A 22,313-nucleotide genomic window follows, 5' to 3' on the forward strand; every position below is an offset into this window, starting at 1 on the left:
GCTATGAATTCGTGACCCTTTGACAGCCCGCACACAGTTATCGTTTTGCGGCTATGTCTTTGTACCGGTCCGCGCCCGCGAGCGTTCCCCCCGCTGCTGTTGCCCGCCCCGCGTCCCGGATGGGATGGCTCGACGCCCTCCGCGGCTACGCCGCGATCGTCGTGGCCCTGTTCCACCTGAGCCCGGCGGTGATCGGGTCGGACGCCCACCACACGGTCCTGAAATACTTCGACATGGGCCGGTACGGCGTTTTCCTGTTCTTCCTGGTCAGCGGGTACGTCATCCCGATGTCCCTGGAGAAACACGGCTCGCTGCGCAAGTTCTGGGTCGGACGGCTGTTCCGCATCTACCCGGCCTACCTGACGACGATCGCGCTGATCGCCGTCCTCGTCGTCGCGAACATCCTCAACATCAACCAGGGGCTGAAGGACGAGTCGGTCACCGGCGTCCTCGGCCACATCACGATGCTGCACGAGTTCCTCGGGCTGCGCGGGCTGGTCTGGCCGTTCTGGACCCTCGCGTACGAAATGATGTTCTATCTGATCGTGGCCGGCCTGTTCGCCTGGGGCGTGCACCGGCACAGCGCCTGGTGGGCGGCGGGCCTAGCCCTGGTCGCGCTGGTCGGCGGCCCGCGCCTGCCCGACGCCCTCATCGGCGACAGCCGCGCCGACCGGCGCACCCTGGCGATCGCGGTGGGCGTCCTCTTCGTCGCCGTCCTCGCCGCCTACATCAGCGGGCGCCGGCCACTGATCATGTTTGCGGGCGTCGTCAGCATCGAGTTCCTCGCGCTGCCCTTGTTCAACGGCCACGCCACCAAGTGGCCCACCGCGTCGGCCTCCTGGCAGGCGCTCCTCATGCTGAGCCTGCTGTTCGCCGGCACAGTGATCTACCGGCTGCACCACGGCCAGGTCGGCCGCCGGCCGGGCGGCGTAGCGCTGGGCATCGTGCTTCTCGCCGCGATGCTGACCACCGCGATCCACACCGGACAGGCGCGGGACCTGGTCGTCTTCACGACCGCTTCGCTGGCGGTGGCGGCGACCTTCGCGGGGGCGTTCGCGCTGCGGCATCGGTCCATGCCGAGGGTGCTGACGTGGCTCGGGGAGATCAGCTTCTCGGTTTATCTGCTGCATCTGGTGGTGCTTTACACCATTCAGTACCTGATCCCGGCCGACAAGCGGGACGGGGTCAGCGGGCACGTGACGGTGTTCCTGGTGTTCGCGGTCAGCACGTTGGTGGTCGCTTGGCTGTGCTATCGGTTCGTGGAAATGCCGGGGCAGACGCTGGGGCGGAAGGTCCAGAAGCGGCTGCAGGAGCGGCTCGGTCCGGACGTGGAGCCGCCGGCGAAGGCTCCGGCGCCCGTTCAACGCCTGGAACCGATTACCGTCACCCAGCTGTAGCGCGGCAGCATCAACGGTCAGCGAGATCTTAGTAACGCTGCGCCGTTTCCCGATATCTCTGATCGTGCAGCATGCCGCCGAGGTCGGCGTACCCGGCATCGATCGCTTCGCGACAGTAAGCCTCGGCTCGCTCGTCGTCGTGCTGCAAGGCGTACAGCGTCGCCAGGTTTGACGAGCCCCCGCAGGTTTCCCGCTTCGGTGGCCTGGCGGTGGTAAGACTCGGCCCCCGCGAGGTCGTCGGCGGCTTCGAACAGCAGACCGAGGCCGATCATCCCTTCCGTGTCGCCCCATCCCGGCGGCGTTATTGCTGGGTCTTCCACTCGTCTCGGGTGATGGCGTGGACGGCGACCCGCTGGTCGTATCCCGGCACGACGGTCTCGTGGTCGAAGCGGAGGCCCAGCTTCTCCATCACCCGGGCCGAGCGGTCGTTTTCGGGGTGGCGGATGCTGATGATGCGGTCCAGGTTGCAGGACGTGAAGCCCAGCCGCAGCGCCTCCGCCGCCACCTCGGTGGCGTAGCCGTGGCCCCACGCCGAACGGGCCAGCCGCCAGCCGACCTCGACCGCCGGCATCACCGACGGTAGGAATTCGGGGATCGCCAGGCCGGCCCAGCCGATCAGTTCGCCGGTCTCGGGCAGCTCGATCGCGAACCGCCCGTAGCCCAGCGTTGCCCACTCCCATTGCATCCGGCGCAGGTTGTCGGCGCTCTGCCGGCGGTCGCGTACCGAGCCGTCCAGGATGTAGCGCATGACCTCCGGGTCGGCGTTGATCGCGGCGAGGGCGTCGAGGTCGTCGTCGCGCCAGTCACGGCGCAGGCGGATTCTCACGAAGGGTCAGGCTAGTTCAGCTGCCGCCGCGCGTCCGGCCCGGCGTCCGCTGAACAGGCAGCCGCCGAGGAAGGTGCCCTCCAGTGAGCGGTACCCGTGGACCCCGCCGCCTCCGAAGCCGGCCACCTCGCCCGCCGCGTACAGGCCGGGGATCGGCTGGCCGCTCGAGGCCAGCACCCGCCCGGAGAGGTCGGTCTGCAGGCCGCCGAGGCTTTTGCGGGTCGTGCTGATGAACCATGACTAGTCGGTAGTGGCGATCAACCACCTGGGCAGACTTTGTGGATCGCCCACAACTACGGCAGTTGCTGCGCCGCCAGCCAGTCGCTCGCGCGGCGCTTGGAGGCTCGGGCGAGCCACGCGTCCTGGATGACCTCGGTGAGTTCCCGCCGGGTCAGCTCCGCGATGCGGCTGGTGCGCAGCAGCACCGACGGGTGGCCGTTGAAGTGGGGCGTGGTGAAGAACGGCGACTGAAGGTCCTGGACCATCGCCTGCTTGTCGTCGTCGGACGGAACCCAGAAGACGACGACGTCGGTGTAGCGCTCGCCGGTGCCGGGGTCCACGGCGTCCGGCCGGGGTGTGCGGAAGAAGACGAACGACTTCCCGCCAACCTGATAGACGGGGTTGTCGTGCTTTTCGCCCCATTCGATCGTCACATGCGGCATTGCCGAGGCCACCGAATGTATATCAGCCACGGTTGCCGGGCGTTCGCGCTTGGAAGGCACGGCCGAAGGATATCAATACTTTCGGTGATGGATACGGCACCCACTGGCGACTTTAATTTGTTTTTCAACAGAACTAATAACAAACTTTAGTGATCAAGGTCACCGGGAGGGACGGTAACGCCAGCATGGTCGACGCGCCTGGCCTGCGGTGTTGCCCGAAAATCCCCCTCGTTAGCCCGTCCGTCCACAATGCTATTCGGAGTGACTCTCTGTGCTAGGTTTCCCCGCGACCCAGGCCCACCGATTTGCATATCTCGATCAGTGCTGCCGGTTTTATCGTCGCGTTCGCAGAACGTCCCTGCGTAACACCGCCTCCTCGGCGAGCGGTCCGGTGAAGCACCTATTCACACGTGGGAGCAATAGATGCCGGAGAGCGACCAGTTCCTGTACCGATCGTCGTCCGAGGTTCCGTATTTCAGCCGGGACGGCGAGACCTACCTCGCCGAGATGCCGCTGCGGGACCTCAAGAAGACGCTGCCGCTGCGCGTACTGTCCGAAGAGGACTTCGAGTTCTGGCAGACGTACGGCTACACCATCATCCGGGAAGCCATTCCGCGCGCGGAAGCCGAGAAGATGATGGCGTTCGCGTTCGAGTTCCAGGGCTTCGACCCGAACGACCCCGCCACCTGGTACCCGGAGCGGGAGTTCAAGGACGAACTCGACCGTGACCTCTACGTGCTCGGCTTCGTCGAGGCGTACCAGGCCCAGATCATGTGGGACGCCCGGATGGCCCAGCGGGTCTACGACGCGTTCGTCGACGTGTGGGACACCGAGCACCTGTGGGTGAGCCTCGACCGGCTCAACCTCAACCCGCCCAACGTCGGCAACCGGGCCCGCGCGATGATCCCGCCGACCGAGCGCGGCTTCGACATCAACCTGCACTGGGACGTCGACACCACGCTGTCCGTTCTCCCGCAGCGGGTGCAGGGCATCATCGCGCTGCACGACTCCGAGGACGAACTGGGCGGCTTCCAGTGCGACCCGGAACTGTTCCGCCGCTTCGAGGACTGGCGGCTGCGCCAGCCCGCCGACCGTGACCCCGTACGCCCGAACATCGACCGGGGCGAGTTCCCGGTCGTACGCCCGAAGCTCAAGGCCGGCGACCTGCTGATCTGGAACGGCCTGGTGGCGCACGGCGTCGCCCCGAACCAGTCGGCCGACAAGTGCCGCTCGGTGCAGTACCTGACGATGATGCCCGCACTGCCGACCCACGAGAAGCTCGTGCAGTCGCGGGTCAAGTCGTGGCGTGAGCTGATGACCCCGGAGTGGAACCCCACCCTGGTCGGTGACGTGCACAAGCACGAGTCGCTGCGCTACGGCCCGGCCGACCTGACCGAGCACGGCCGCCGTCTCCTCGGCGTGGACGAGTGGTGACGATGCGCCGAGTCTGCCTGGCCCTGCCCACCCACCGCGAATGTGCGGGCACCATCGCGGCGATCCACGCCGAGGCCGCGTACGGCGCAAGCACGTTCGGGGTCCAGGTCGAATTGCTGATCCTCGACTCGTGCGACGCCGCCACGTTCGCGGCGCACGCTCACGCCGTACGCAATCTGCCGCAAGCGGACGGCGTCCGCGTGACCCATCTCGACGAGGCCGCCCAGGCCGAGTTCCTGAACCGGGTGATCGCCGAGGCCGGCGTCGGCAAGCCGGAGCTGATCGCCGAGCTGATGCTGCCGAGCCGGGCGTCCTACGGCGCGTGCACCAACCGGGCGTTCATCATCGCGGCCGCCCTCGGCTGCGAATCGGTGCACCGGCGTGACTCCGACGTCGCCTTCCAGGAGTTCGAGGGCCGGCCGGTCTACCCGATCCACCACGAGCTGATGTCGATCGGCAAGACCGCGCGCGACGCGGTCGACGGCGTCACCGAGGTCACCCTCGACCCGCAGCACCTCGACAAGCCGGTCGTGACGGTCGGCGCGTCGTTCATCGGCGACCTCTCGGTCGACATCGAGGAGGTCCGCGAACAGAACCCGCAGGCCTACTTCGACATCGTCAGCCTGTGGGCCGCGCCCGGCGCGACCGAGCAGGAGAAGCGGGAACTCGTCGAGGAATCGTTCACCGGCGCGCTGGACGGCGAGTTCCAGGGCGACCGCGCGATCCTCAGCCTGGTCGACCCGATGCGGGTCGACATGAGCAACATCAGCTACTTCCAGGTGCATGAGGACGTGCCGCTGCCGCCGATGACCGACACCATCGGCAGCGACTACTTCCACATCCACCTGGTGCCCGACAGCACGCTCCCGGGCGTGCTGCACAACCGGCACGTGATCAACTACCACACGCCGGACCGCAAGGCCGACGAGGCGTTCTACGTGTACCACCTGCGGCTGATGAAGTTCTTCCTGTCGATGCTGTACCTGCACGAGATCTATGCCCAGATGGGCGCGGCGGGTTCCGAGCTGCTCGACGAAAACTATCGGATCCGGGTCCCGTTGCTGGTCGACATGGTGCGGTCGTCGACCTCTTCGGACACCGCGCCCAATCGCGCGAAGCTGGAGCAGCTCGAACGGGCGTACCGCTCCCTCGGTGGCCGCTATGCGGCCTTCGCCGATCAACTCGCCGGGCGCCAGGAGCAGTTGGTCGTCGAGGCGCGACAGGACATCGAGGAGTTCGCCCTGCTGATCGAGGTCTGGGGGCCGCTGGTCAAGGCGGCCAAGGCGAGCGGCCTGTCTTGATGTTCTCCAGTTCTGCCCTGCGGTCCGCCCTCGCCGAGGCGACGGCGGACCGCATCGTGTTCGACCTGGCCGGCATCGTCGACCGGCACGACGACCTGCTGCGCGAACTGCCCGGCGTCGAAGTGCGGTTCGCGGTCAAGGCGTGCCCGGTCGACGACGTGCTCGGCGCGCTCGCCCGGGCGGGTGCCGGCTTCGACGCGGCCAGCCCCAACGAGATCGCCAAGGCACTGCGGACCGGTGCCCCGCCCGACCGCGTGCACTACGGCAACACCATCAAATCCGATGTGGACATCGCCGCGGCCTATCGGAGGGGGGTCCGGCTCTTCGCCACCGACAGCCTTGCTGACGTACGCGCGATTGCCGCGTACGCCCCGGGTTCGCGCGTGTTCTGCCGGCTGGCGACCCGGGGCCGCGGCGCGTTGTGGGGTCTTTCGGGGAAGTTCGGATGCTCGATGCCGCAAGCCCTCGAGGTGCTGACCGCGGCCCGGGCCCACGGCCTGATCCCGGCCGGGCTGTCGCTGCACGTCGGCTCGCAGCAGATGACCGTGGCGGCGTGGCGGGACGCGTTCACCGACCTGGCCGGGGCGGTCACCCGCCTCGACGCGCTCGGGATCCGGCTCGACCACATCAACCTGGGCGGCGGGCTGCCCGCCCTGGGCTACCTCGACCGCGCGGGTGTTTCGCTGAAGCCGCCACTGCCGGCGATCCTCGGTGCGATCCGCGACGGCATGCGGCAGTTGCGGCTGGTCGCCTCGGGGCCGCTCGACTTCGTGCTCGAACCGGGCCGCCACCTGGTCGCCGACCAGGGCGCGATCCGGGCCCACGTCGTGCGGCTCACCGAGCGGGACCAACACTGGCTCTACCTGAGCTGCGGGCGGTTCAACGGGCTCTACGAACTCGACCAGATCCAGTACCGGCTGGAGTTCCCGACCCACCCGACCGGGCCGCGGGTGATGGCCCGGGTCGCCGGGCCGACCTGCGACAGCGACGACGCGTTCGGGCCGGGCGCGCTCGTTTCGGTGCCGGCCGGGCTGTCCTCGGGCGACCCGGTCTGGATCATGTCGGCCGGAGCATATTCGGTCAGCTACACCACGGTCGGGTTCAACGGCTTCGATCCGTTGCCCTACGTGACGATCGGCGCGCGGGACGAGGTGGGTGCGTGCTGACCGCCTCCATCCGCGCGCTCTCCACGGCGGACTGGCCCGGGATTTCCGCGCTCGAGTCGGCCACCTATGCGCCGCTCGGGCTCTCGGAAGATCCGGCGGTGCTGCGCAGCCGGGCCGGGGTGGGGACCTCGTTCGTGCTCTGCCTCGGGTCTGCCGTCGCCGGCTACCTGCTCGCGTTGCCCTACCTTTATGGACGCGTCCCGGCGCTCACCGATCCGTCGGACTCATCGGCCTCGCCGGATCTCCACCTGCACGACATGGCCATCGCGGCCGAGCACCGGGGCTCCGGGCTCGGCAGCCGGTTGGCCGGACACCTTTTCTCGGCGGCCCGGGCGCAGGGCTACGCCCGGGTCTCGCTCGTATCGGTCGGAGGCAGCGGCGCCTTCTGGAGCCGGCACGGGTTCCATCCCCGCCCCGAGGTGCCGGCTCCCGCCGGATACGGCCCGGGCGCGACCTACATGTCCCGCTCGCTCTGATCTAAGGAACCACCCGATATGTCGTTCAGACGCTCCCAAGTCGCGATCGCCGCGCTCTTCTGCTTCCTAGGCTTCCAATACGGCACCTGGGTCTCCCGGGTCCCCTACCTCAAATCGCACCTCGACCTGAGCACCGTCGAGGTCGGGCTGCTGCTGCTCGCCCCCGGCATCGGCGCGACCGTGTCGTTCCCGCTGGTCGCACGGCTGATGAAGCAGCTGGGCTCGCGCATGCTCTGCATCGCCTCGGCGTTCGCCCTGCTGGTGATCCTGGCCGCGCTGTCGGTCTCATCCACCTTCTGGGTCGCGATCGTGGTGCTGTTCCTCGACGGCATCCTCATCGCCTGCCTGAACGTCGCGATGAACGCCCAGGGCGCCGACCTGGAGACCAAGTTCGAACGCAACACGATGGCCAGGCTGCACGCCGTCTTCAGCGGCGGAACGTTCGCGTCGGCGCTGCTCGCGTCGGCGGTCACGTCGTTCACCACCAAGCTGCCGTTGCACTTCCTGATCGCCGGGATTCTGCTCCTCGGGCTGCTGGCCGTCTCCTGGACCGGCCTGCTGCCCGCCGACACGCCGCCGGACACCGCCGAGGCGGCCGCGGACGCCTCGCCTTCGGGGAAGCGTCGCTGGGCGATCCCGTCGATGGTCGTGCTCGGCCTCGGCATCGCAATGATCTTCAGTGAGCTGACCGAGGGCGCGATGAACGACTGGTCGGCCCTCTACCTGCGCGACGTCACCCACGCCGCGACCTCGGTGACGCCGCTCGGCATCGCCACCGTCTCGGCGATGATGGTGCTCGCCCGGCTGTTCGCCGACAGCTGGCGGGCCAAGTGGGGCGACAAACGGGTCGTGCTGGTCGGCACGGTGCTGGCCGCGGTCGGCCTGGGCGCGGCCCTGCTGGCCGGCGGCTGGCTGCCCGCCCTGATCGGGTTCGCCTGCGTCGGCCTCGGCATGGCCGCGGTCGCCCCCTGCATCTACGTCGCCGCGGCCAAGCACGGGCCGGACGCACTCGCGCTCGTCGCCGCCACCGGCACGGCCGGCCTGCTGGTCGGCCCGCCGATCATCGGCTTCGTGGCCGGGGCGTCGAGCCTGGTCTGGGGCATGACCGTGGTGGTCGTCGCGATCGTGCTGGTCTTCGTCAGCGTGACCCGGATCCAGCTCGGTTCGGCCACGTCACCCGACTCGCCGGCCGAAACCCCGGTCGACGTAGCCGTCTGACCCATCGTCGGCTATCACTGTGCGCCTTCGAACCCATACGATCGCGCAGTGACTACGGCGACGACTCAGCACAACACGGAAGCGCCCGCGGTTTCACCGGCCGCGGGCGTTCCCGACATCGTCCGGCGCCGGCTCGCCACGCTCGAGGACTGGCTCAACCCCTACTCGTGGCTCGTCACCTTCGCGATCACCACGGTCGCGGCGATCACCCGGCTGTACGGGCTCGCCAGCGTCAAGGGCTACATCTTCGACGAGGTCTACTACCCGACCGACGCGGCCGACATGCTGCAGCACGGCGTGGAATGGGACCCGGAGCACGGCGGCCCGGCGTACGTGGTGCACCCGCCCCTCGGCAAATGGCTGATCGCCCTGGGAGAAAAAGCGTTCGGCAACCACGAGCTCGGCTGGCGGCTCCCCGGCGCGATCGCCGGCACCCTGATGATCCTCATCCTGATCCGGATCGCCTACCGGATGTTCCACTCGATCGTGCTGGCCGGCACGGCCGGCCTGCTGATGACCCTCGACGGCTTCCAGCTCGTGCTGTCCCGCATCTCGCTGCTCGACATCTTCCTCGGCCTGTTCGTCGAGGCGACCTTCGCGTGCCTGCTGATCGACCGCGACCACTACCGGCGCCGGTTGCTGCGGGCGCTCGAGGAAGGCGCCGGCGAGGCCCCGCGCATCGTCCCGTGGTGGCTGCTGGCCGGCGGCGCAGTGTTCGGCCTGGCGTGCGGGGTCAAATGGAGCGCCCTGTTCTTCCTGCCGTTCTTCGTGCTGGTCGTGCTGATCTGGCGCCGGCAGGCGCGCCGCTCGGCCGGGTTCAGCGACCGCCTCCGCGGCGACGTCGGCTGGTGGGCAGCGAGCGTCGCGCTCAGCCTCATCTTCTACCTCGCCACCTGGACCGGCTGGTTCGCCACCAACGACGGCTACTTCCGCCACTATCGCCAGGCCAACGGCCTCAGCGAACCCCCGATCCTCGGCGCCCTGCTCAACCTGTGGCACTACCACCACGAGGCGTACAGCTTCCACAGTTCGCTGACCACCAAGCACCCCTACCAGTCGTGGCCGTGGCAGTGGCTTCTGCTGGGCCGCCCGGTCCTGCTCTACAAAAACACCCCGACCGGCTGCGGGGCGCCCAGCTGCGTACGCGAAATCCTGCTGCTCGGCACGCCACTGCTGTGGTGGTCGTTCCTGCCCGCACTGATCGCCGTACTGTGGTTCGGCATCGCCCGCCGCGACTGGCGGGCCACGGCCATCCTGATCCCGGCCGTAGGCAGCATGCTCCCGTGGTATTACTACGCGATCACCGACGGCCGCACGATGTTCTCGTTCTACCTGCTGCCCGGCCTGCCATTCTTGATCCTGGCCGTGGTCTACACCCTGGGCGCCATCATGACCCCACCCGAGGGCGTGGCCACCGGCAAGAACCGCACCGACCACCAGTTGCTCGGAACCGTGATTGCCGGCCTCTACATGGCCGTGATAGCCCTGTGCTTCGCCTACTTCTACCCGATCTTCGTAGGCCAGCTCATCACCTACCAGGGCTGGGCCTCCCGCATGTGGCTCGGCACCCGCTGGTGGTAGTCGGCGCGCGAACCCTCTGAGGACAGGTCAGCGATCGCCGGTGCTCGCGGCCCCGTTGCGCCCGCGGGTCGAGGTCGGTCAGGAGCCGCGCCGTGCGTTGCCTTCGCAGATGGGCGCGGCAGCTCACGAGGATCGCTCGCCGTTGGGTTACGGCTAATTGCTGTAACCCCAACGCTTCGGCGGCAGCAGCTTGGCGGTGAGGCCGACCAGTTCGATGAGTTCGTCGGCCGCCTCGCGACTCGCCTTCCGCGCCGGTGGGTGCGGTAGCTCATGCGGGGTGGCGCCGCCGTTGCGTTACAGCTGATTGCTGTAACGCAATGCCGCCGAGGGTTTACGGGTGCTCGTTGTGGGTTGCTTTGAGGCCGACTGGCTGCGCTCATTGGCTCGATAGCTGGTGAGGCTCGCACGGCCGTTGCGTTACAGCTGATCGCTGTAACGCGGCCGCGCTGAGGACTCGTAGGGATTTTGGACTGGCTTCGGAAGTCCGGTGGGCGCGATAGCCGACGTGCGGTAGGCCCGGCAGCGGCAGCGGCAGCGGCAGCGGCAGCGGCAGCGGCAGCGGCAGCGGCAGCGGCAGCGGGTGCGGGTGCGCGGGTGCGGGTGCGGTAGCGGGCCCGTGCGGGCTAAATGTGGCGCGGCGGGTCCGTGGGCGTAGTGGCCTTGGCGGTTGATGTCGCACGGGTGGTGGCGGGTTGTGTTACGGCTTGGTGCTGTATCGCAACCCGGCCCAGGCTTCGGTGGCGATCTGGTCCGCGACCGTCCGGTCGGTGTGGTCGGTGTGGTCGGTGTGGTCGGTGTGGTCGGTGTGGTCGGTGTGGTCGGTGCGTAGGTGGGCGCCGAAGAAGGCGCCCAGGATCATTGTGGCTGTGGTGCGTTCGTCGGTGTCGGGGCGGATTGCGCCGTCCTCCTTCAGCTGGGTCAGCAGCGCCTCGAGCGGGCCGGTGCGAGGCTCGACCGCGCGCTCGGCCAGCAACTGCAGCAGCTCTGGGGTGCGGTTCGTCTCGGCCATCAAGTCGGCTTCGAGGACCAGGCCGTTCGGGTCAGCGAAGCACGGATCGGTGCGGCGGACCAGCTCACGGAAGCGTTCGAAGGGTGTCTTCTCGTCGTCGGCCCAGTTGTAGGCCGCCCGCTGGTTGACAAAACCGTAGTTTAGGGCGTCCGACACCAGCGTGAGTTTGTCCGGCCAGCGGCGGTAGATCGTGGGCCGGGTGACGCCGGCGTCGGCCGCGACGTCGGCGACCGTCATCCGCGCATAACCCTGCTTGACCAGTTGGCGGCGGGTCGCCTGCAGGATCGTCTCGTCGGCTGCCGGGTCGCGGGGGCGGCCGCCGCGGGGGCCTGAGGCTGTCACGCCCGTGTTTGTAGCACGGACGCTTTCTCTCATGCGGGGCCGTCTTGCGTCGATGGGGCGCTCCGTCGGTAACCGGCGGAGAGGGCGGGGCAGCATGGGGGATCCGATACTTGAGCGACTGCTGTCGCTTGCCCGGGCGCATCTCGGCATGGAGGTGGCCTGGCTGTCCGTTTTCAAGGAGGGACAGCAGGTGATCGTCGCGGCCGAGGGTGCGCTGGCCGAGATGAACGTGGTCATCGGCCAGGGCACCGAGCTCAGCCAGGCGTTCTGCACCCAGGTGCTGGCGGGGCGGCTGGGCCGGGTGGTGACCGACGCCCGGCGGCATCCGATCGCCCGGGAGCTCGGGGCAACCCAGGAACTCAACATCGGGTCGTACGTCGGGGCGCCCTGGCGGGAGGCGGACGGGACGATCGGCGGGATGCTCTGCTGCCTCAGCCGTACGCCCGATCCGAGCCTCGACGACTATTCGGCGCGCTACCTCGGACTGCTCGCCGATCTGGTCACCGAGCATCTGGGCAGCCCGTCCGCGCGGGCCGGGCGGCAGGCCGAGAAGCAGATCCGGGCGGTCCTCGACGCGCGGGCGATCCGTACCGTCTTCCAGCCCGTGGTCCGCCTCGCCGACGCCGGTGTGGTGGCCTACGAGGCGCTGTCCCGTTTCGATCATCCGCTGTCGGCGCGGCCCGAGCGGGCGTTCGCGATGGCCGCCGGGTACGGCCTCGGCGCCGAACTGGAGCTGATGGCGGCCGGCGGCGCCCTCTCCCACCTCGACCTGGCCCCCGAGGGTGGCTGGCTCGGCGTCAACATCTCGGCCGACACCGTGCTCAACCCGGCGGCGCCCGCCGTGCTCATGCGGCACATCGGTGGGCCGCGGATCCTGCTCGAGATCACCGAGCACACGCCGGTCTCCGACTATCGCCGGCTCACCGCGGCGCTGCGGCCGCTGCGGGCGGCCGGCATTTTCATCGGGGTCGACGACGCCGGGGCCGGATTCGCCAGCCTCAGCCACATCCTGCATCTCCAGCCGGATGTCATCAAACTGGACATCGCGCTGGTGCGGGGCATCGACTTCGACCCCGTACGGCGTGCTCTGGCCCGCTCATTGGTCGGTTTCGCGGCCGAGATCGGTGCCGTGCTGGTGGCCGAGGGTGTCGAGTCGCGGGGCGAGCGATCGGCGCTCAACGACCTCGGTGTCCGGTACGGCCAGGGCTTCCTCTGGGGTAAGCCCGGTCCGCGCGACGTCTGGCCGCATCGCGCAATCGAATCTGTCGATGCGTGACGTTCTCCGGCGAATCCGCTAAAAATGACGGACGGGGCGCCGATGCTTCAGCGGCAGGCACTTCAGGGGGTTGGTCTTGGTCGACACCGCTGTACGGGCAGACGCGCGCAACCGCCTCGACGAGGAGCTGACCGCGCTGATCGCGGCCGTCTACGCGAGCCACGACGGCCTGGCTGAGCGGGCGCTCGCCTTCGAGCGGGCCGCGTCGGAGGCCGGCGACGAGCGGAAGGCGTCGCTCGGCCGGCTGGTGCGGGCCGACATCGACAACCGCAACGGGCGCTGGGCCGAGGGCCTGCAGACGGCGTACGCGATGCTGCACGACGGGGCCGACCGGGTCGTCGCCGCGCACGCACACGCGGTGCTGGCCGGCGGGCTGTGGCGGCTGGGTGACAACGCCGAGGCGGTCGAGCACGCGTTCCAGTCCGACCGGCTGCTTACCGAGGACGACCCGCTGTGCCTGCGGGTCGACCACGCGCTCATCCTCGCCATCCAGGTCAACGACCAGCGGATGGGCAAGGCGTCGGAGTCGGAGTACCGCTGGGCCCAGGAGCTGGCCGAGCAGCTCGGCGAGCCCGACATGATCGTCGCCAACCTCAACAACTGGGCGTGGGGGCTGCTGCAGAACGGCGACATCACGGCCGCGCTGGCGCTCGCCCAGCGGATGTTCACGGTCAGCGAGAGCTCGGGCCGCCTGCTGAACACCAACTGCGTCGACACGGTGGCCCGCATTCTGGTGGCCGACGGCCAGACCGGGCGGGCGGCCGAGATTCTCCAGGCGGCGCTGGTCGAGGCGCCGTCCACCGACAGCGACGGCATCCCGGCCTGCCTGATCGCGATGGCCGAGATCAAGCGGGGCGCGGGCGACGTGGCGGCCGCGATCGAGTTGCTCGAACGCTGCCGCACGACGACGATCTCCAATCGGCTGGCCGAGATGGACGCGCACGCGCTGCGGCTGCTCGCCGACTGTCACGCCGAGACCGGTGACTTCGAGTCGGCGTACCGGGAGATGGTCGAGTTCCAGGACGCGTGGACCCGGCGCCGCTCCGAGCAGAGTGAGGCGCTCACGCTGGTGACGCAGGCCCGGTTCGCGGTCGACGAGGCCCGGCGGAACACCGAGCACTTCCGAAAGCTGGCCGAACGGGACGCGCTCACCGGCATGTGGAACCGGCGGCGCTGCGACGCCCACCTGGCGGCGCGGCTGGAGGCGCGGGGCGGCCCGTTCAGCGTGGCGATCCTCGACCTCGACCATTTCAAACAGATCAACGACACGTACTCGCACGCGGTCGGCGACGACGTGCTGCGCCAGGTCGCGGCGCTGCTGCGGCAGGTGGCCGAGCCGATCGGGCGTTCGGGCCGGCACGGCGGCGAGGAGTTCGTGGTCTATGTGGACGCCGACCGCGGGAGCGCGGCCCGCCTGTGCGAGCGGCTGCGGCTGGCGATCGCGTCGTACGACTGGTCGTCGCTGGCGCCCGGCATGCACGTGACGACCAGCATCGGCGTCACCGAACTGCGGCCGGAGGACGACAGCCGCGCCGTCCTGGCCCGCGCCGACAGCCACCTCTACGAGGCGAAGAACGCCGGCCGCAACCGGGTCGTCGCCGACTGATCAGTCGTTGATCCAGTCGTACATGGCGGCCGGCAAAGCGGCCGCGCCGCGCGGCGCGGCCGGCGCCTGCTGGGCGTCGTAGCCGGTGAACGTGAAGTCCCAGGCCGGCGGGTTGGTGCTCGCCTTGAGGTCCAGCAGGCGGCCCTGCGGGTCGAGCGTCGCCTCGAACGGCTGCAGCGCGCCGCCGACCGTGTCGTAGTCGCTCGACTTGAGTGCGGCGGACCCGGCCGACTTGACCGCGTCGAAGTCGATCAGCCGGTGCGGGCCGTGTATCGACGCGAGGTTGACGGTGCCGGTCATTCCCCGCACGTTGCCCAGGTCGGGTGTGGTGCGCTTCAGGAGCGGGCCGAGGCTGGTGACGTCGTTCAGGTCGAGTTCGAGGACGGCGCTCTTCAGCCGCTTGGGGTCAATTTTGAACCAGGTCCTGCCGTCGAGCCGCTCGGCCGCCTGCCGGATGCTCGGATTACTGCTCTTCTTAGCCTTGTCGAAGTCTTTCGACTTGACGCTGAGCCGCAGGTAACGGTCGGTGCCGATCGCGACCTCCTCGGCGGTGTCGGTCTCATCGTCGTACGCGGCCACGACCGTGATGTCGGCCGCGTCCGAGGCGACCAGTCCCTTCGCCGTCACGTCGGGCAGCTTCACGCTGAAGGCGAAGTTTTTCCGCGGCGCCGACTTCTGCAGGGCGGACGCCAGTTCCTGCGGGGTTCCGGCCGTCACCATCGTCGCTGCCGACGCGGTGGGCGTGGCCGCCGCGGCCGCGGCCGGCACTGGTTTGCTGTGGGCGCACCCGGCCGCGGCGCACAGCAGCACCGCGGCGGCAGACATCGACATCCCCCGAACTGAATTCACGCGAGCGATGGTAGAGCCCCCGGATTGTCGGCCGGGATCAGGGGCAGCAGGCGGTCGACGATCGGCTGCATGGCGGCGGCGCAGCGCTCGGTCGCTTGCGCTCCCGTGCGCTGCCACGGTGCTTGGGCCAGGCGGTCGGTCTGGGCTTCCACCCCCGCGTACGTCCGGGAACCGGTGACCGTGACGCTCCCGTCGGAGCCCACCCACCCGCGTTCCGTGAGGCGCTCGGCGCCGGCCTGCCATTCCTCGTCCGTCCAGCCGCGGGCCGCTTGCATCGAGGTGCGCAGCCGGCCGCCCTCGATCGCGTCGCGCAGGACCAGCGATTCGCAGCCGTCGAGCCCGGCCGTCAGCAGCGCCGCCACGTGCCCGTCGCCGCGGTGTTCGCGCAGGAGGGTGGCCGCGTGCCAGAGCCGGCCGGCGTCGTCGCCCGGCCAGGGCAGGTCGGCGTAGGCGGCGGCCAGCGTGCGGCCGGGCAGGTCGATCTGGCGGGCGGCCGTTTCGAGCAGGTCGGCGGCCTCGGTGAGCTCGAGGTCGCCGCAGATTTCGGCCAGGGCGACCCGTGCTCCCTCCAGCCGGGCCTCGGTGGCGGCGGACGGGGTGATGCGGGTCCAGACGTCCGGGAACGCGCGGGTGACCATCGCGGGGGAGAACCCGAAGAACGCGGCGATCACCGGTCCGGCGGTGACCGTCCCGAGCGGGGCGGCGCGGCCCGCGAAGTAGCGCCGCCAGAAGCCGCGCAGGCCGGCCGCCTCGAAGATCGGCCCGGCCTGGGACGAGAAGTAGGTGACGGCGTGCACAGGTTCGAACAGCGACCACATCCGGCGCTCAAGGGACATGCCGGTAGCCAATCAGACCGTGACCAGCTCGCGCGAGTCCACCGGAGTGCGCAAAGCGGTGACGATCACGGCGAGGCCGGCCAGGGCCAGGGCGGCCGCGGTCAGGAACGCCAGGCGGTAGCCGCCGGTCTGGGCGAGGACGTCGGGAACGCCGCCGGCGCGCAGGCTCGCGTACCGGCCGGACGACAGGGTGGCCAGCACGGCCAGCCCGAGGGCGGAGCCGACCTGGGCCGTCGTGTTGAAGACGCCGGAGGCCAGTCCGGCGTCGTCCGGGGTGGCTTCGCCCATCGCCAGCGCGGCCAGCGCCGGGAACGCCATTCCGCCGCCCAGTCCGAGCAGCAGCATCGCGGGCAGCACGTCGGTCAGGTAGCGCCCGTCGACCGGCACCCGGGCGAAGAATGTCAGGCCGGCCGCGATCAGCGCCAGGCCGGTGATCACCAGGCGGCGGGCGCCGAAGCGGGCGATCAGACGGTCGGTGTAGCGCAACGACAGACCGCCCATCACGACCGTGACCGGCAGGAACGACAGGCCGATCCGGAGCGCGTCGTAGCCGAGCACGTGCTGCGCGTAGAGCACGCCGACGAAGAATGTGCCGAACATGCCGGCCGCGCTGAGCAGTTGGGCCAGGTTGGCACCGGTCAGGCTGCGGGACCGGAAGACCCGCAGGGGGATGAGCGGGCTGGCGGCGGTGGCTTCCCGGATGACGAAACCGATCATCAGGGCCGCCGCGACGGCGGCCAGCGAGACCGTACGGGTGGGGCCGCCCGGGCTCACGATCGTGTAGACCGTGGTCATCAGCGCGCCCGTGATCAGTGCGGCGCCGGCCAGGTCGACGCCTCGTCTTCCGCTCGGCACGCTCCGGTCGTACGGAAGGAAACGCCGCGCCGCGGCGACCGTGACCGAACCGACCGGGACATTCACGAAGAAGATCCAGTGCCAGTTGACCGCCTCGGTGAGAATGCCGCCGAGCAGCAGGCCGACCGCCCCGCCGGCGGAGGCGACGAAGCTGTAGACGCCGATCGCGCGGGCCTGTTCGCGCGGCCCCGGAAACATGGTGACGATCATGCCGAGGATGACCGCCGACGTCGCCGCCCCGCCGATGCCCTGCACGAAGCGGGCCGCGATCAGCATCGTCGGGTTGTCGGCCAGCCCGCAGGCGGCCGAGGCGACGGTGAACAGGATCAGGCCGCCGATGAAGACGCCGCGGCGGGACACCAGGTCGCCGATGCGGCCGGCGAGCAGCAGCAGGCTGCCGAACGGGATCAGGTACGCGTTGATCACCCAGGCCAGCCCGGACTGGCTGAACCCCAGGTCGTGCTGGATGGCCGGCAGTGCGACGTTCACGATGGTGACATCCAGGATGATCATCAGCATCCCGGTGCAGAGCACGGTCAACGCTAGTTTTTTCGGCACGGTCGTCGTCCCCTCTCGGTTACTAGAGTCAGACCGGCGAGTTTCTCCGGAGTAATCGGCCGGGCCGCGATGAGTTTGCGGGCCCGGGCCGGTCAACACAGGCATGGAGGCTTTGGTGGACACCGACTTCGACTTCGTGGCGAAGGCCGACCCCTACCGGCGGGAACTGCTCGCCCACTGCTACCGCATGCTCGGCTCGGTCTACGACGCCGAGGACCTGGTGCAGGAGACGTACGTGCGGGCGTGGAAGTCGTACGACCGCTTCGAGGGCCGCTCCTCGATGCGTACGTGGCTGCACAAGATCGCCACGAACGCCTGCCTGAACGCGCTCGAGAGCCGCAGCCGGCGTCCCCTGCCGATCGGGCTGGGCGTGCCCAGTTCCGACCCCGGCGACGACCTGATCGAGCAGCGCGAGGTGCTCTGGCTCGAGCCGATGCCCGACTCGATGCTCGGCGGCGACCCGGCCGCCGTCGTCGCCGACCGGGAGAGCCTGCGGCTGGCCGTGGTCGCGGCCATGCAATACCTTCCGCCCCGCCAGCGGGCCGTGCTGATCCTGCGCGACGCGATGCAGTGGCCGGCCGCCGAGGTCGCGTCGATGCTCGACATGACGGTCGCCTCGGTGAACAGCGCGTTGCAGCGGGCGCGGGCCCAGTTGGCGTCCGTTTCGCCGTCCTCGTCGGCCATGTCGGAACCGTCGTCCTCCGACCAGCGCGAGTTGCTGGACCGGTTCGTGGCCGCGTTCGAGGCCAAGGACGTCAACGCCATGGTCAAGATCTTCACGACCGACGCGGTGTGGGAGATGCCGCCGTTCACCGGCTGGTACCAGGGCCCCCTCGACATCACCCGCCTGATCGACACCCGCTGCCCGGCCGAGGGCCCGGGCGACATGCGCCTGGTGCCGACCCGGGCCAACGGCCAGCCGGCGTTCGGGCTCTACATGCGCGACGGCGACGTCTACAAGCCGTTCAACCTGCCCGTCCTCACCCTGACCCGGTCCGGCGTCAGCCACGTGTCGAGCTTCTTCGACCTGCGCCTGTTCGAGACGTTCGGACTGCCCGCATCCATTCCGGTCGGCTCCTGATGGACGCGCTCGCCGCGGGGGTGGCAGTTCTCGAGCGCTCCGTCTCGTACGCACTGGGCAGCCTGGCCCTGGTGACACCGCCGCTGCTGATCCGGCCGACGCCGTGCGTCCGCTGGGACCTGCGCGACCTGCTGCACCACCTCAACGACTCGATGGCCGCGCTGCAGGAGGCGGCCTCGTGCGGCGAGGTCGGGCTGACGCCACCGCCGGACGCCGACGCGGTCATCGGAGAAACCCGGGACCGGGCGGTGCAACTTCTGGGTGCGTGGGCCAACGGCCCGTGCGCCCCGACCGTACGCGTCGCCGACGCACCCCTGACCGCACCGCTGATCGCCGGAGCCGGCGCGATCGAGATGACCGTCCACGGCTGGGATGTGGCGCAGGCGTGCGGCTCGCCGCGCCCGATCCCCGACGACCTCGCCGACGAACTGCTGGACCTGGCCGTCCTCCTGATCCGCCCGTCCGACCGCCCGGGCCGCTTCGGCCGGCCCGGGCCGGTGCGCGAGGACGCCGCCCCGGCTACCCGCTTCCTGGCCTTCCTGGGGCGCCCGGCCACCGGTTGACCGCCGGCGCCGCCGGACCCACCCTCGACGGTGTGGACTCGACGACGCGCGCTAACCGGGCCGCCTGGGAAACCGCCGCGCAGAAGCACGTGCGGGAGTACGCCGAACTGCTGGCCGAGGCCCGCACCGGCGGCTCGCTGACCGCCGTCGAGCATGCCCTGCTCGACCCGCTGCTGGCCGGCCGCCCGGCGGTCGTCCATCTGCAGAGCGGCCACGGCCTCGACGACGTCGACCTGGTGCGCGGCGGGGCCCGCACCGTGATCGGCATCGACTACAGCACGATGGCGACCGGGGCCGCCCGGCGCCGGGCGGTCGAGCTCGGATTCCCCTGCCACTACGTGGTTTCGGCCCTGCCCGGCGCCCCGCTGGCGGCCGGCTCGGCCGATCTGGTCTACACCGGCAAGGGCGCGCTGATCTGGATGCCCGACATCGACGCGTGGGCCCGGGACGCGGCCCGGCTGCTGCGCCCCGGCGGTCACCTGTTCGTCTTCGAGGGCCACCCGGCGGTGCCGCTCTGGACCGCCGACGCCGACCGTCCCCGCATCCGCCCCGACCGCAGCTACTTCGGCTCCAGTCACGTCAACGACAGCTTCCCCGCCAACGGCGCCGTCGAGTGGCAGTGGACGCTGGGCCGCATCGTCACCGCGCTGATCGACGCCGGTCTGCTGATCCGTCACCTCGGCGAGCACCCGGAACCGTTCTGGCGCATGGGCGGCGTCACCGCAGCCGCCTGGGACGGCCGCCTCCCCAACACGTTCTCGCTGCTGGCGTCGCGCCCCTGAGCGAGGTCACCAAGGGCTCACGAAGTCGGCCGGTGGGTCCTCGCCGGTGCGGCCGTCGAACGACTCGCGGATCAGGTCGGCGTGGCCGGTGTGCCGGGCGTACTCCTCCAGGAGGTCGCACAGCAGGCGCCGCAGGTTGACGCGGCGGCCGTCCGGCAGCGTGACGTGCGCGAACTGGCCGGGGCCGCCGTCGGCCAGCGCCGCCGCGAACCGGGGCCGCGAGCGTGCCACCGCCCCGTCGTAGAGCGCGTAGAGGTCGGCCGGGGCGTCGGCCGCCCCGGTGGTGAGCTCCCAGTCGGGGTCACTCTCCCAGTCGGCCGTGTCCCAGGGCGGGCCCAGCGGGTCGCCGGTGAGTTTGGGGCCGGCCGCGTACTCCTCCTGGAGCGCCAGGTGTTTGACCAGGCCACCCAGGGTCAGGGTGGACGCACCGAACCGGGCGCGCAGGCCGTCGGGGCCCAGGTCGGCGGTCTTCCAGCGGAAGGTGGCCCGCTGCCGGTCGAGCGCTCCGAGCAGCGCCTCGGCCTCGGTGCCGGCGAAACGGGGGTTCCCAGGGGACATCAGCCATGCCCGGAACCTACCGTCGACCCCCGACAGAAACACACGGTGATCATTTGAGCACCCCCCGATGTGGGACGCCGGAACCGGCATGGGTACATTGGAGCCATGGCAACGATCTTCAACCGCGGCTTCCTGCTGCGGGCGTTGCCTGCCCTGCTCGCCCTGGTCCTAGGTCTTCTGGTGGCTCCGCAGCAGCCCGCGCACCGCGCGGCCGCTCTTCCGCAAGCCACGACCTACACGACCGTCGCCGCCCCGGCCGCGGTGCATTCCGGACAGTCCGCCGATCCGTCGGCCGAGTCCGAGGCAGCGTCCACGCCCGGCGCCGACCCCGTCGAGCAGAGCCCGCGCGTCCTCCACGCGCAGATCACCGTCGGCACCGACGGTTCGCGAGCACCTCCCTCCCAGCGCGTCTGAGCGCTGGGGGCGGCGTACCCGTCCCCGGTTTTTCCTTACCGGTGTGCCGAGTGGACGGATGATCCTCGATGAACCCTGTTGCCGAAATGCTGCTGAACGAGCCCACCCCCGCCGCCATCTGGGCGGCCCTGATGCTGCTCTGCCTGCCGGCGGTGTTCCTGCTGGCCAGCCCGCAGAGCCTGCGGCACCCCCGCCTCGCCCTGCTCGACGTCGTCGGCGCGGTGCGCCGCCGCGGCGAGGTCCGGCGCCGGCTGCAGGCCGAGGCGGTCGAGACCATCCGGTACGCCGATGAGATGCGGGTCGCCGCCGACCAGGCAATCTCGGCCGCTCAGCGCTGGGAGCAGCGCCGCGACCGGGCCGCCGCGCAGTCGGCCGCCGCGTGGCAGGCCTGGCAGGACGCCGACAGCGAGCTCACCCGCCTGCGGGCCGCGGCCGCCTGGGGCAACCCGTGGACCGCGCCGACCCCGGCCGAGTACGCCGACCGCGAGCGCTACCTGCACCGCGTCGTCCGGGCCGCCGTCGGCCGCGGCGACCTGCCGGAGACCGCGATCGCCGACGCGCTGGCCGGCGAGGGCTTCGACGCCCGCCTGCACCCGTTCGACCAGGACGTGGCGGTGGCCCGCGCGGTCGTCGCCCACCGCCGCGAGTGCTGCCGCCGGGCCGCCGAGGCCGAGGTCACCGCCGCCCACGACGCCCAGCTGGCGGCCCGTTCCCGCGACAGCCTGCGCCGCGAGTTCGTGGCCGCGGCCGTCCGCGCGGCCGAGGTCCACCACCTGGTCCCGGCCAGCCGCCCGGCCACCCGCTCGGGCCGCCGCCCGGTCCTGGCCCGCGCCGCCTGACCGCGCCGCCTGACCGCGCCGCCTGACCGCGCCGCCTGACCGCGCTGCCTAACCTCGCCCGGCCAGCAACTGCACTGCGGCCGCGGGGTGGCCGTTCATGCTTCTCACCTCCACGGGTTGCTCGGCTTGAAGGTCGAAGTCCCGCAGCAGGGACCGCAGGTGCCCGATGTCGTGGTGGCGGCAGACGGCGCCATCTTCGGTGGTGAACACGCCGCGGGCGTCGTAGCGGCGGCGGCTGCGTTCGTCGGGCTGCCGCAGCAGGTCGCTGACGTAGAGCAGGCCGCCGGGCGCCAGGAGCCGGTGGATCTCGGCGATGAGTGCGCGCTGGTCGTCGTCGCCGGGCACGCAGGTGAGCACGGCGAACAGTAGGACGAGGTCGAAGCTGCCGTCCGGCTGGGCGATCCCCGGCGGTGACTTGATGATGTCGAACCGGAGATCTGGCCGCTCCCGGCGCCCTCGCTCGATGAGCGCCGCCGAAGTGTCGGCGCCGAGGATCCGTTCGAAGCCGGCGTCGCTCAGTGGGGCCATGAGCCGCCCGTAGCCGCAGCCGTAGTCGAGAACCGATGCCGTCCGGCGGACGGTGGACAGCCATCCCGCGTCAAGCGGGTGGGTGAAGGTCTTCGTGGCGCCGGCCGTTTCCCAATAGCGCGCATGATCCATGCGTTGGCACCCTACGGTGAGTCC

The 22,313-nt window shown here is 70.3% G+C and carries 22 protein-coding genes and 1 pseudogene; 14 read left to right on the top strand and 9 right to left on the bottom strand.

Going from position 1 to position 22,313, the window contains the following annotated elements; translation table 11 throughout:
* Window positions 1-119: 119 nt before the first annotated feature.
* The gene (locus tag ACIA5C_RS16855) at window positions 120-1,397 is read left to right on the top strand and encodes an acyltransferase family protein (protein WP_396055362.1); all 1,278 of its coding nucleotides are present in this window, start codon (window positions 120-122) and stop codon (window positions 1,395-1,397) included.
* Window positions 1,398-1,698: 301 nt separating this feature from the next.
* On the opposite strand, the gene ACIA5C_RS16860 is transcribed toward ACIA5C_RS16855, so the two are convergent.
* The 3 genes and pseudogenes from ACIA5C_RS16860 to ACIA5C_RS16870 form a co-directional block, all read right to left on the bottom strand.
* Entirely contained in the window at window positions 1,699-2,223 is a 525-nt protein-coding gene (locus ACIA5C_RS16860; protein ID WP_396055364.1) for a GNAT family N-acetyltransferase, read from the bottom strand.
* 6 nt (window positions 2,224-2,229) lie between these two features.
* Window positions 2,230-2,445 (bottom strand): annotated as a pseudogene (locus ACIA5C_RS16865) (FAD-binding protein); the annotation flags it as partial.
* 71 nt (window positions 2,446-2,516) lie between these two features.
* On the bottom strand, window positions 2,517-2,885 hold the full coding sequence (locus ACIA5C_RS16870) for an MmcQ/YjbR family DNA-binding protein (protein WP_396055647.1): 369 nt from the start codon (window positions 2,883-2,885) through the stop codon (window positions 2,517-2,519).
* Window positions 2,886-3,308: 423 nt separating this feature from the next.
* On the opposite strand from ACIA5C_RS16870, the gene ACIA5C_RS16875 reads away from it, so the two are divergent.
* From ACIA5C_RS16875 to ACIA5C_RS16900, 6 genes are read left to right on the top strand one after another with little or no spacing between them, the layout of a single operon-like run.
* Window positions 3,309-4,319, top strand: coding sequence for a phytanoyl-CoA dioxygenase family protein (locus tag ACIA5C_RS16875; RefSeq protein WP_396055366.1), 1,011 nt, complete (start codon window positions 3,309-3,311; stop codon window positions 4,317-4,319).
* A 2-nt stretch (window positions 4,320-4,321) separates the two neighbouring features.
* Entirely contained in the window at window positions 4,322-5,620 is a 1,299-nt protein-coding gene (locus ACIA5C_RS16880) for a DUF6271 family protein (RefSeq protein WP_396055649.1), read from the top strand.
* Window positions 5,620-6,786, top strand: coding sequence for a type III PLP-dependent enzyme (locus ACIA5C_RS16885; protein WP_396055368.1), 1,167 nt, complete (start codon window positions 5,620-5,622; stop codon window positions 6,784-6,786). Before ACIA5C_RS16880 ends, ACIA5C_RS16885 begins: the two co-directional genes overlap by 1 nt.
* Window positions 6,780-7,262 (top strand): GNAT family N-acetyltransferase, encoded by a 483-nt coding sequence (locus ACIA5C_RS16890; protein ID WP_396055370.1) that lies wholly within the window; start codon window positions 6,780-6,782, stop codon window positions 7,260-7,262. The genes ACIA5C_RS16885 and ACIA5C_RS16890 overlap by 7 nt, the downstream gene beginning before the upstream one ends.
* A gap of 18 nt (window positions 7,263-7,280) precedes the next feature.
* Entirely contained in the window at window positions 7,281-8,480 is a 1,200-nt protein-coding gene (locus tag ACIA5C_RS16895) for an MFS transporter (protein ID WP_396055372.1), read from the top strand.
* Window positions 8,481-8,528: 48 nt separating this feature from the next.
* Window positions 8,529-10,061, top strand: a complete 1,533-nt coding sequence (locus ACIA5C_RS16900; RefSeq protein WP_396055374.1) for a dolichyl-phosphate-mannose--protein mannosyltransferase — start codon at window positions 8,529-8,531, stop codon at window positions 10,059-10,061.
* Between the two features lie 697 nt (window positions 10,062-10,758).
* Here ACIA5C_RS16900 and ACIA5C_RS16905 read toward each other — a convergent pair.
* On the bottom strand, window positions 10,759-11,412 hold the full coding sequence (locus ACIA5C_RS16905) for a TetR/AcrR family transcriptional regulator (RefSeq protein WP_396055376.1): 654 nt from the start codon (window positions 11,410-11,412) through the stop codon (window positions 10,759-10,761).
* A gap of 94 nt (window positions 11,413-11,506) precedes the next feature.
* Here ACIA5C_RS16905 and ACIA5C_RS16910 point away from each other — a divergent pair, with 94 nt between their 5' ends.
* Complete coding sequence (locus tag ACIA5C_RS16910; RefSeq protein ID WP_396055378.1) at window positions 11,507-12,688, top strand: EAL domain-containing protein; 1,182 nt, start codon at window positions 11,507-11,509, stop codon at window positions 12,686-12,688.
* 76 nt (window positions 12,689-12,764) lie between these two features.
* Entirely contained in the window at window positions 12,765-14,294 is a 1,530-nt protein-coding gene (locus tag ACIA5C_RS16915; RefSeq protein ID WP_396055380.1) for a diguanylate cyclase, read from the top strand.
* Here the strand turns inward: ACIA5C_RS16915 and ACIA5C_RS16920 are convergent, their stop codons facing one another.
* Genes ACIA5C_RS16920 through ACIA5C_RS16930 form a run of 3 tightly spaced genes read right to left on the bottom strand, consistent with a single transcriptional unit; the run spans window position 14,295 to window position 17,392 of the window.
* Entirely contained in the window at window positions 14,295-15,143 is an 849-nt protein-coding gene (locus tag ACIA5C_RS16920; RefSeq protein WP_396055382.1) for a hypothetical protein, read from the bottom strand.
* Window positions 15,140-15,979, bottom strand: a complete 840-nt coding sequence (locus tag ACIA5C_RS16925) for a hypothetical protein (RefSeq protein ID WP_396055384.1) — start codon at window positions 15,977-15,979, stop codon at window positions 15,140-15,142. Before ACIA5C_RS16925 ends, ACIA5C_RS16920 begins: the two co-directional genes overlap by 4 nt.
* A 12-nt stretch (window positions 15,980-15,991) precedes the next feature.
* Window positions 15,992-17,392, bottom strand: a complete 1,401-nt coding sequence (locus ACIA5C_RS16930; RefSeq protein WP_396055386.1) for an MFS transporter — start codon at window positions 17,390-17,392, stop codon at window positions 15,992-15,994.
* Between the two features lie 115 nt (window positions 17,393-17,507).
* Here ACIA5C_RS16930 and ACIA5C_RS16935 point away from each other — a divergent pair, with 115 nt between their 5' ends.
* From ACIA5C_RS16935 to ACIA5C_RS16945, 3 genes are read left to right on the top strand one after another with little or no spacing between them, the layout of a single operon-like run.
* Window positions 17,508-18,473 (top strand): sigma-70 family RNA polymerase sigma factor, encoded by a 966-nt coding sequence (locus tag ACIA5C_RS16935; RefSeq protein WP_396055388.1) that lies wholly within the window; start codon window positions 17,508-17,510, stop codon window positions 18,471-18,473.
* Window positions 18,473-19,036: a TIGR03086 family metal-binding protein gene (locus ACIA5C_RS16940; protein WP_396055390.1), complete on the top strand. Its 564-nt coding sequence runs from the start codon at window positions 18,473-18,475 to the stop codon at window positions 19,034-19,036. Before ACIA5C_RS16935 ends, ACIA5C_RS16940 begins: the two co-directional genes overlap by 1 nt.
* Window positions 19,037-19,068: 32 nt before the next feature.
* Window positions 19,069-19,818, top strand: coding sequence for a class I SAM-dependent methyltransferase (locus tag ACIA5C_RS16945; protein ID WP_396055392.1), 750 nt, complete (start codon window positions 19,069-19,071; stop codon window positions 19,816-19,818).
* Between the two features lie 6 nt (window positions 19,819-19,824).
* On the opposite strand, the gene ACIA5C_RS16950 is transcribed toward ACIA5C_RS16945, so the two are convergent.
* Window positions 19,825-20,376 carry a DUF664 domain-containing protein gene (locus ACIA5C_RS16950; protein WP_396055394.1) on the bottom strand — a complete coding sequence of 184 codons (552 nt, stop codon included), beginning with the start codon at window positions 20,374-20,376 and terminating at the stop codon, window positions 19,825-19,827.
* A 105-nt stretch (window positions 20,377-20,481) separates the two neighbouring features.
* Here ACIA5C_RS16950 and ACIA5C_RS16955 point away from each other — a divergent pair, with 105 nt between their 5' ends.
* Window positions 20,482-20,790, top strand: a complete 309-nt coding sequence (locus ACIA5C_RS16955) for a hypothetical protein (protein ID WP_396055396.1) — start codon at window positions 20,482-20,484, stop codon at window positions 20,788-20,790.
* A gap of 68 nt (window positions 20,791-20,858) precedes the next feature.
* On the top strand, window positions 20,859-21,629 hold the full coding sequence (locus ACIA5C_RS16960; protein WP_396055398.1) for a hypothetical protein: 771 nt from the start codon (window positions 20,859-20,861) through the stop codon (window positions 21,627-21,629).
* A gap of 48 nt (window positions 21,630-21,677) precedes the next feature.
* Here the strand turns inward: ACIA5C_RS16960 and ACIA5C_RS16965 are convergent, their stop codons facing one another.
* Entirely contained in the window at window positions 21,678-22,289 is a 612-nt protein-coding gene (locus tag ACIA5C_RS16965) for a class I SAM-dependent methyltransferase (protein ID WP_396055400.1), read from the bottom strand.
* Window positions 22,290-22,313: the final 24 nt, after the last annotated feature.

Source organism: Actinoplanes sp. NPDC051343 (assembly GCF_044455125.1).
Taxonomy (GTDB): domain Bacteria; phylum Actinomycetota; class Actinomycetes; order Mycobacteriales; family Micromonosporaceae; genus Actinoplanes.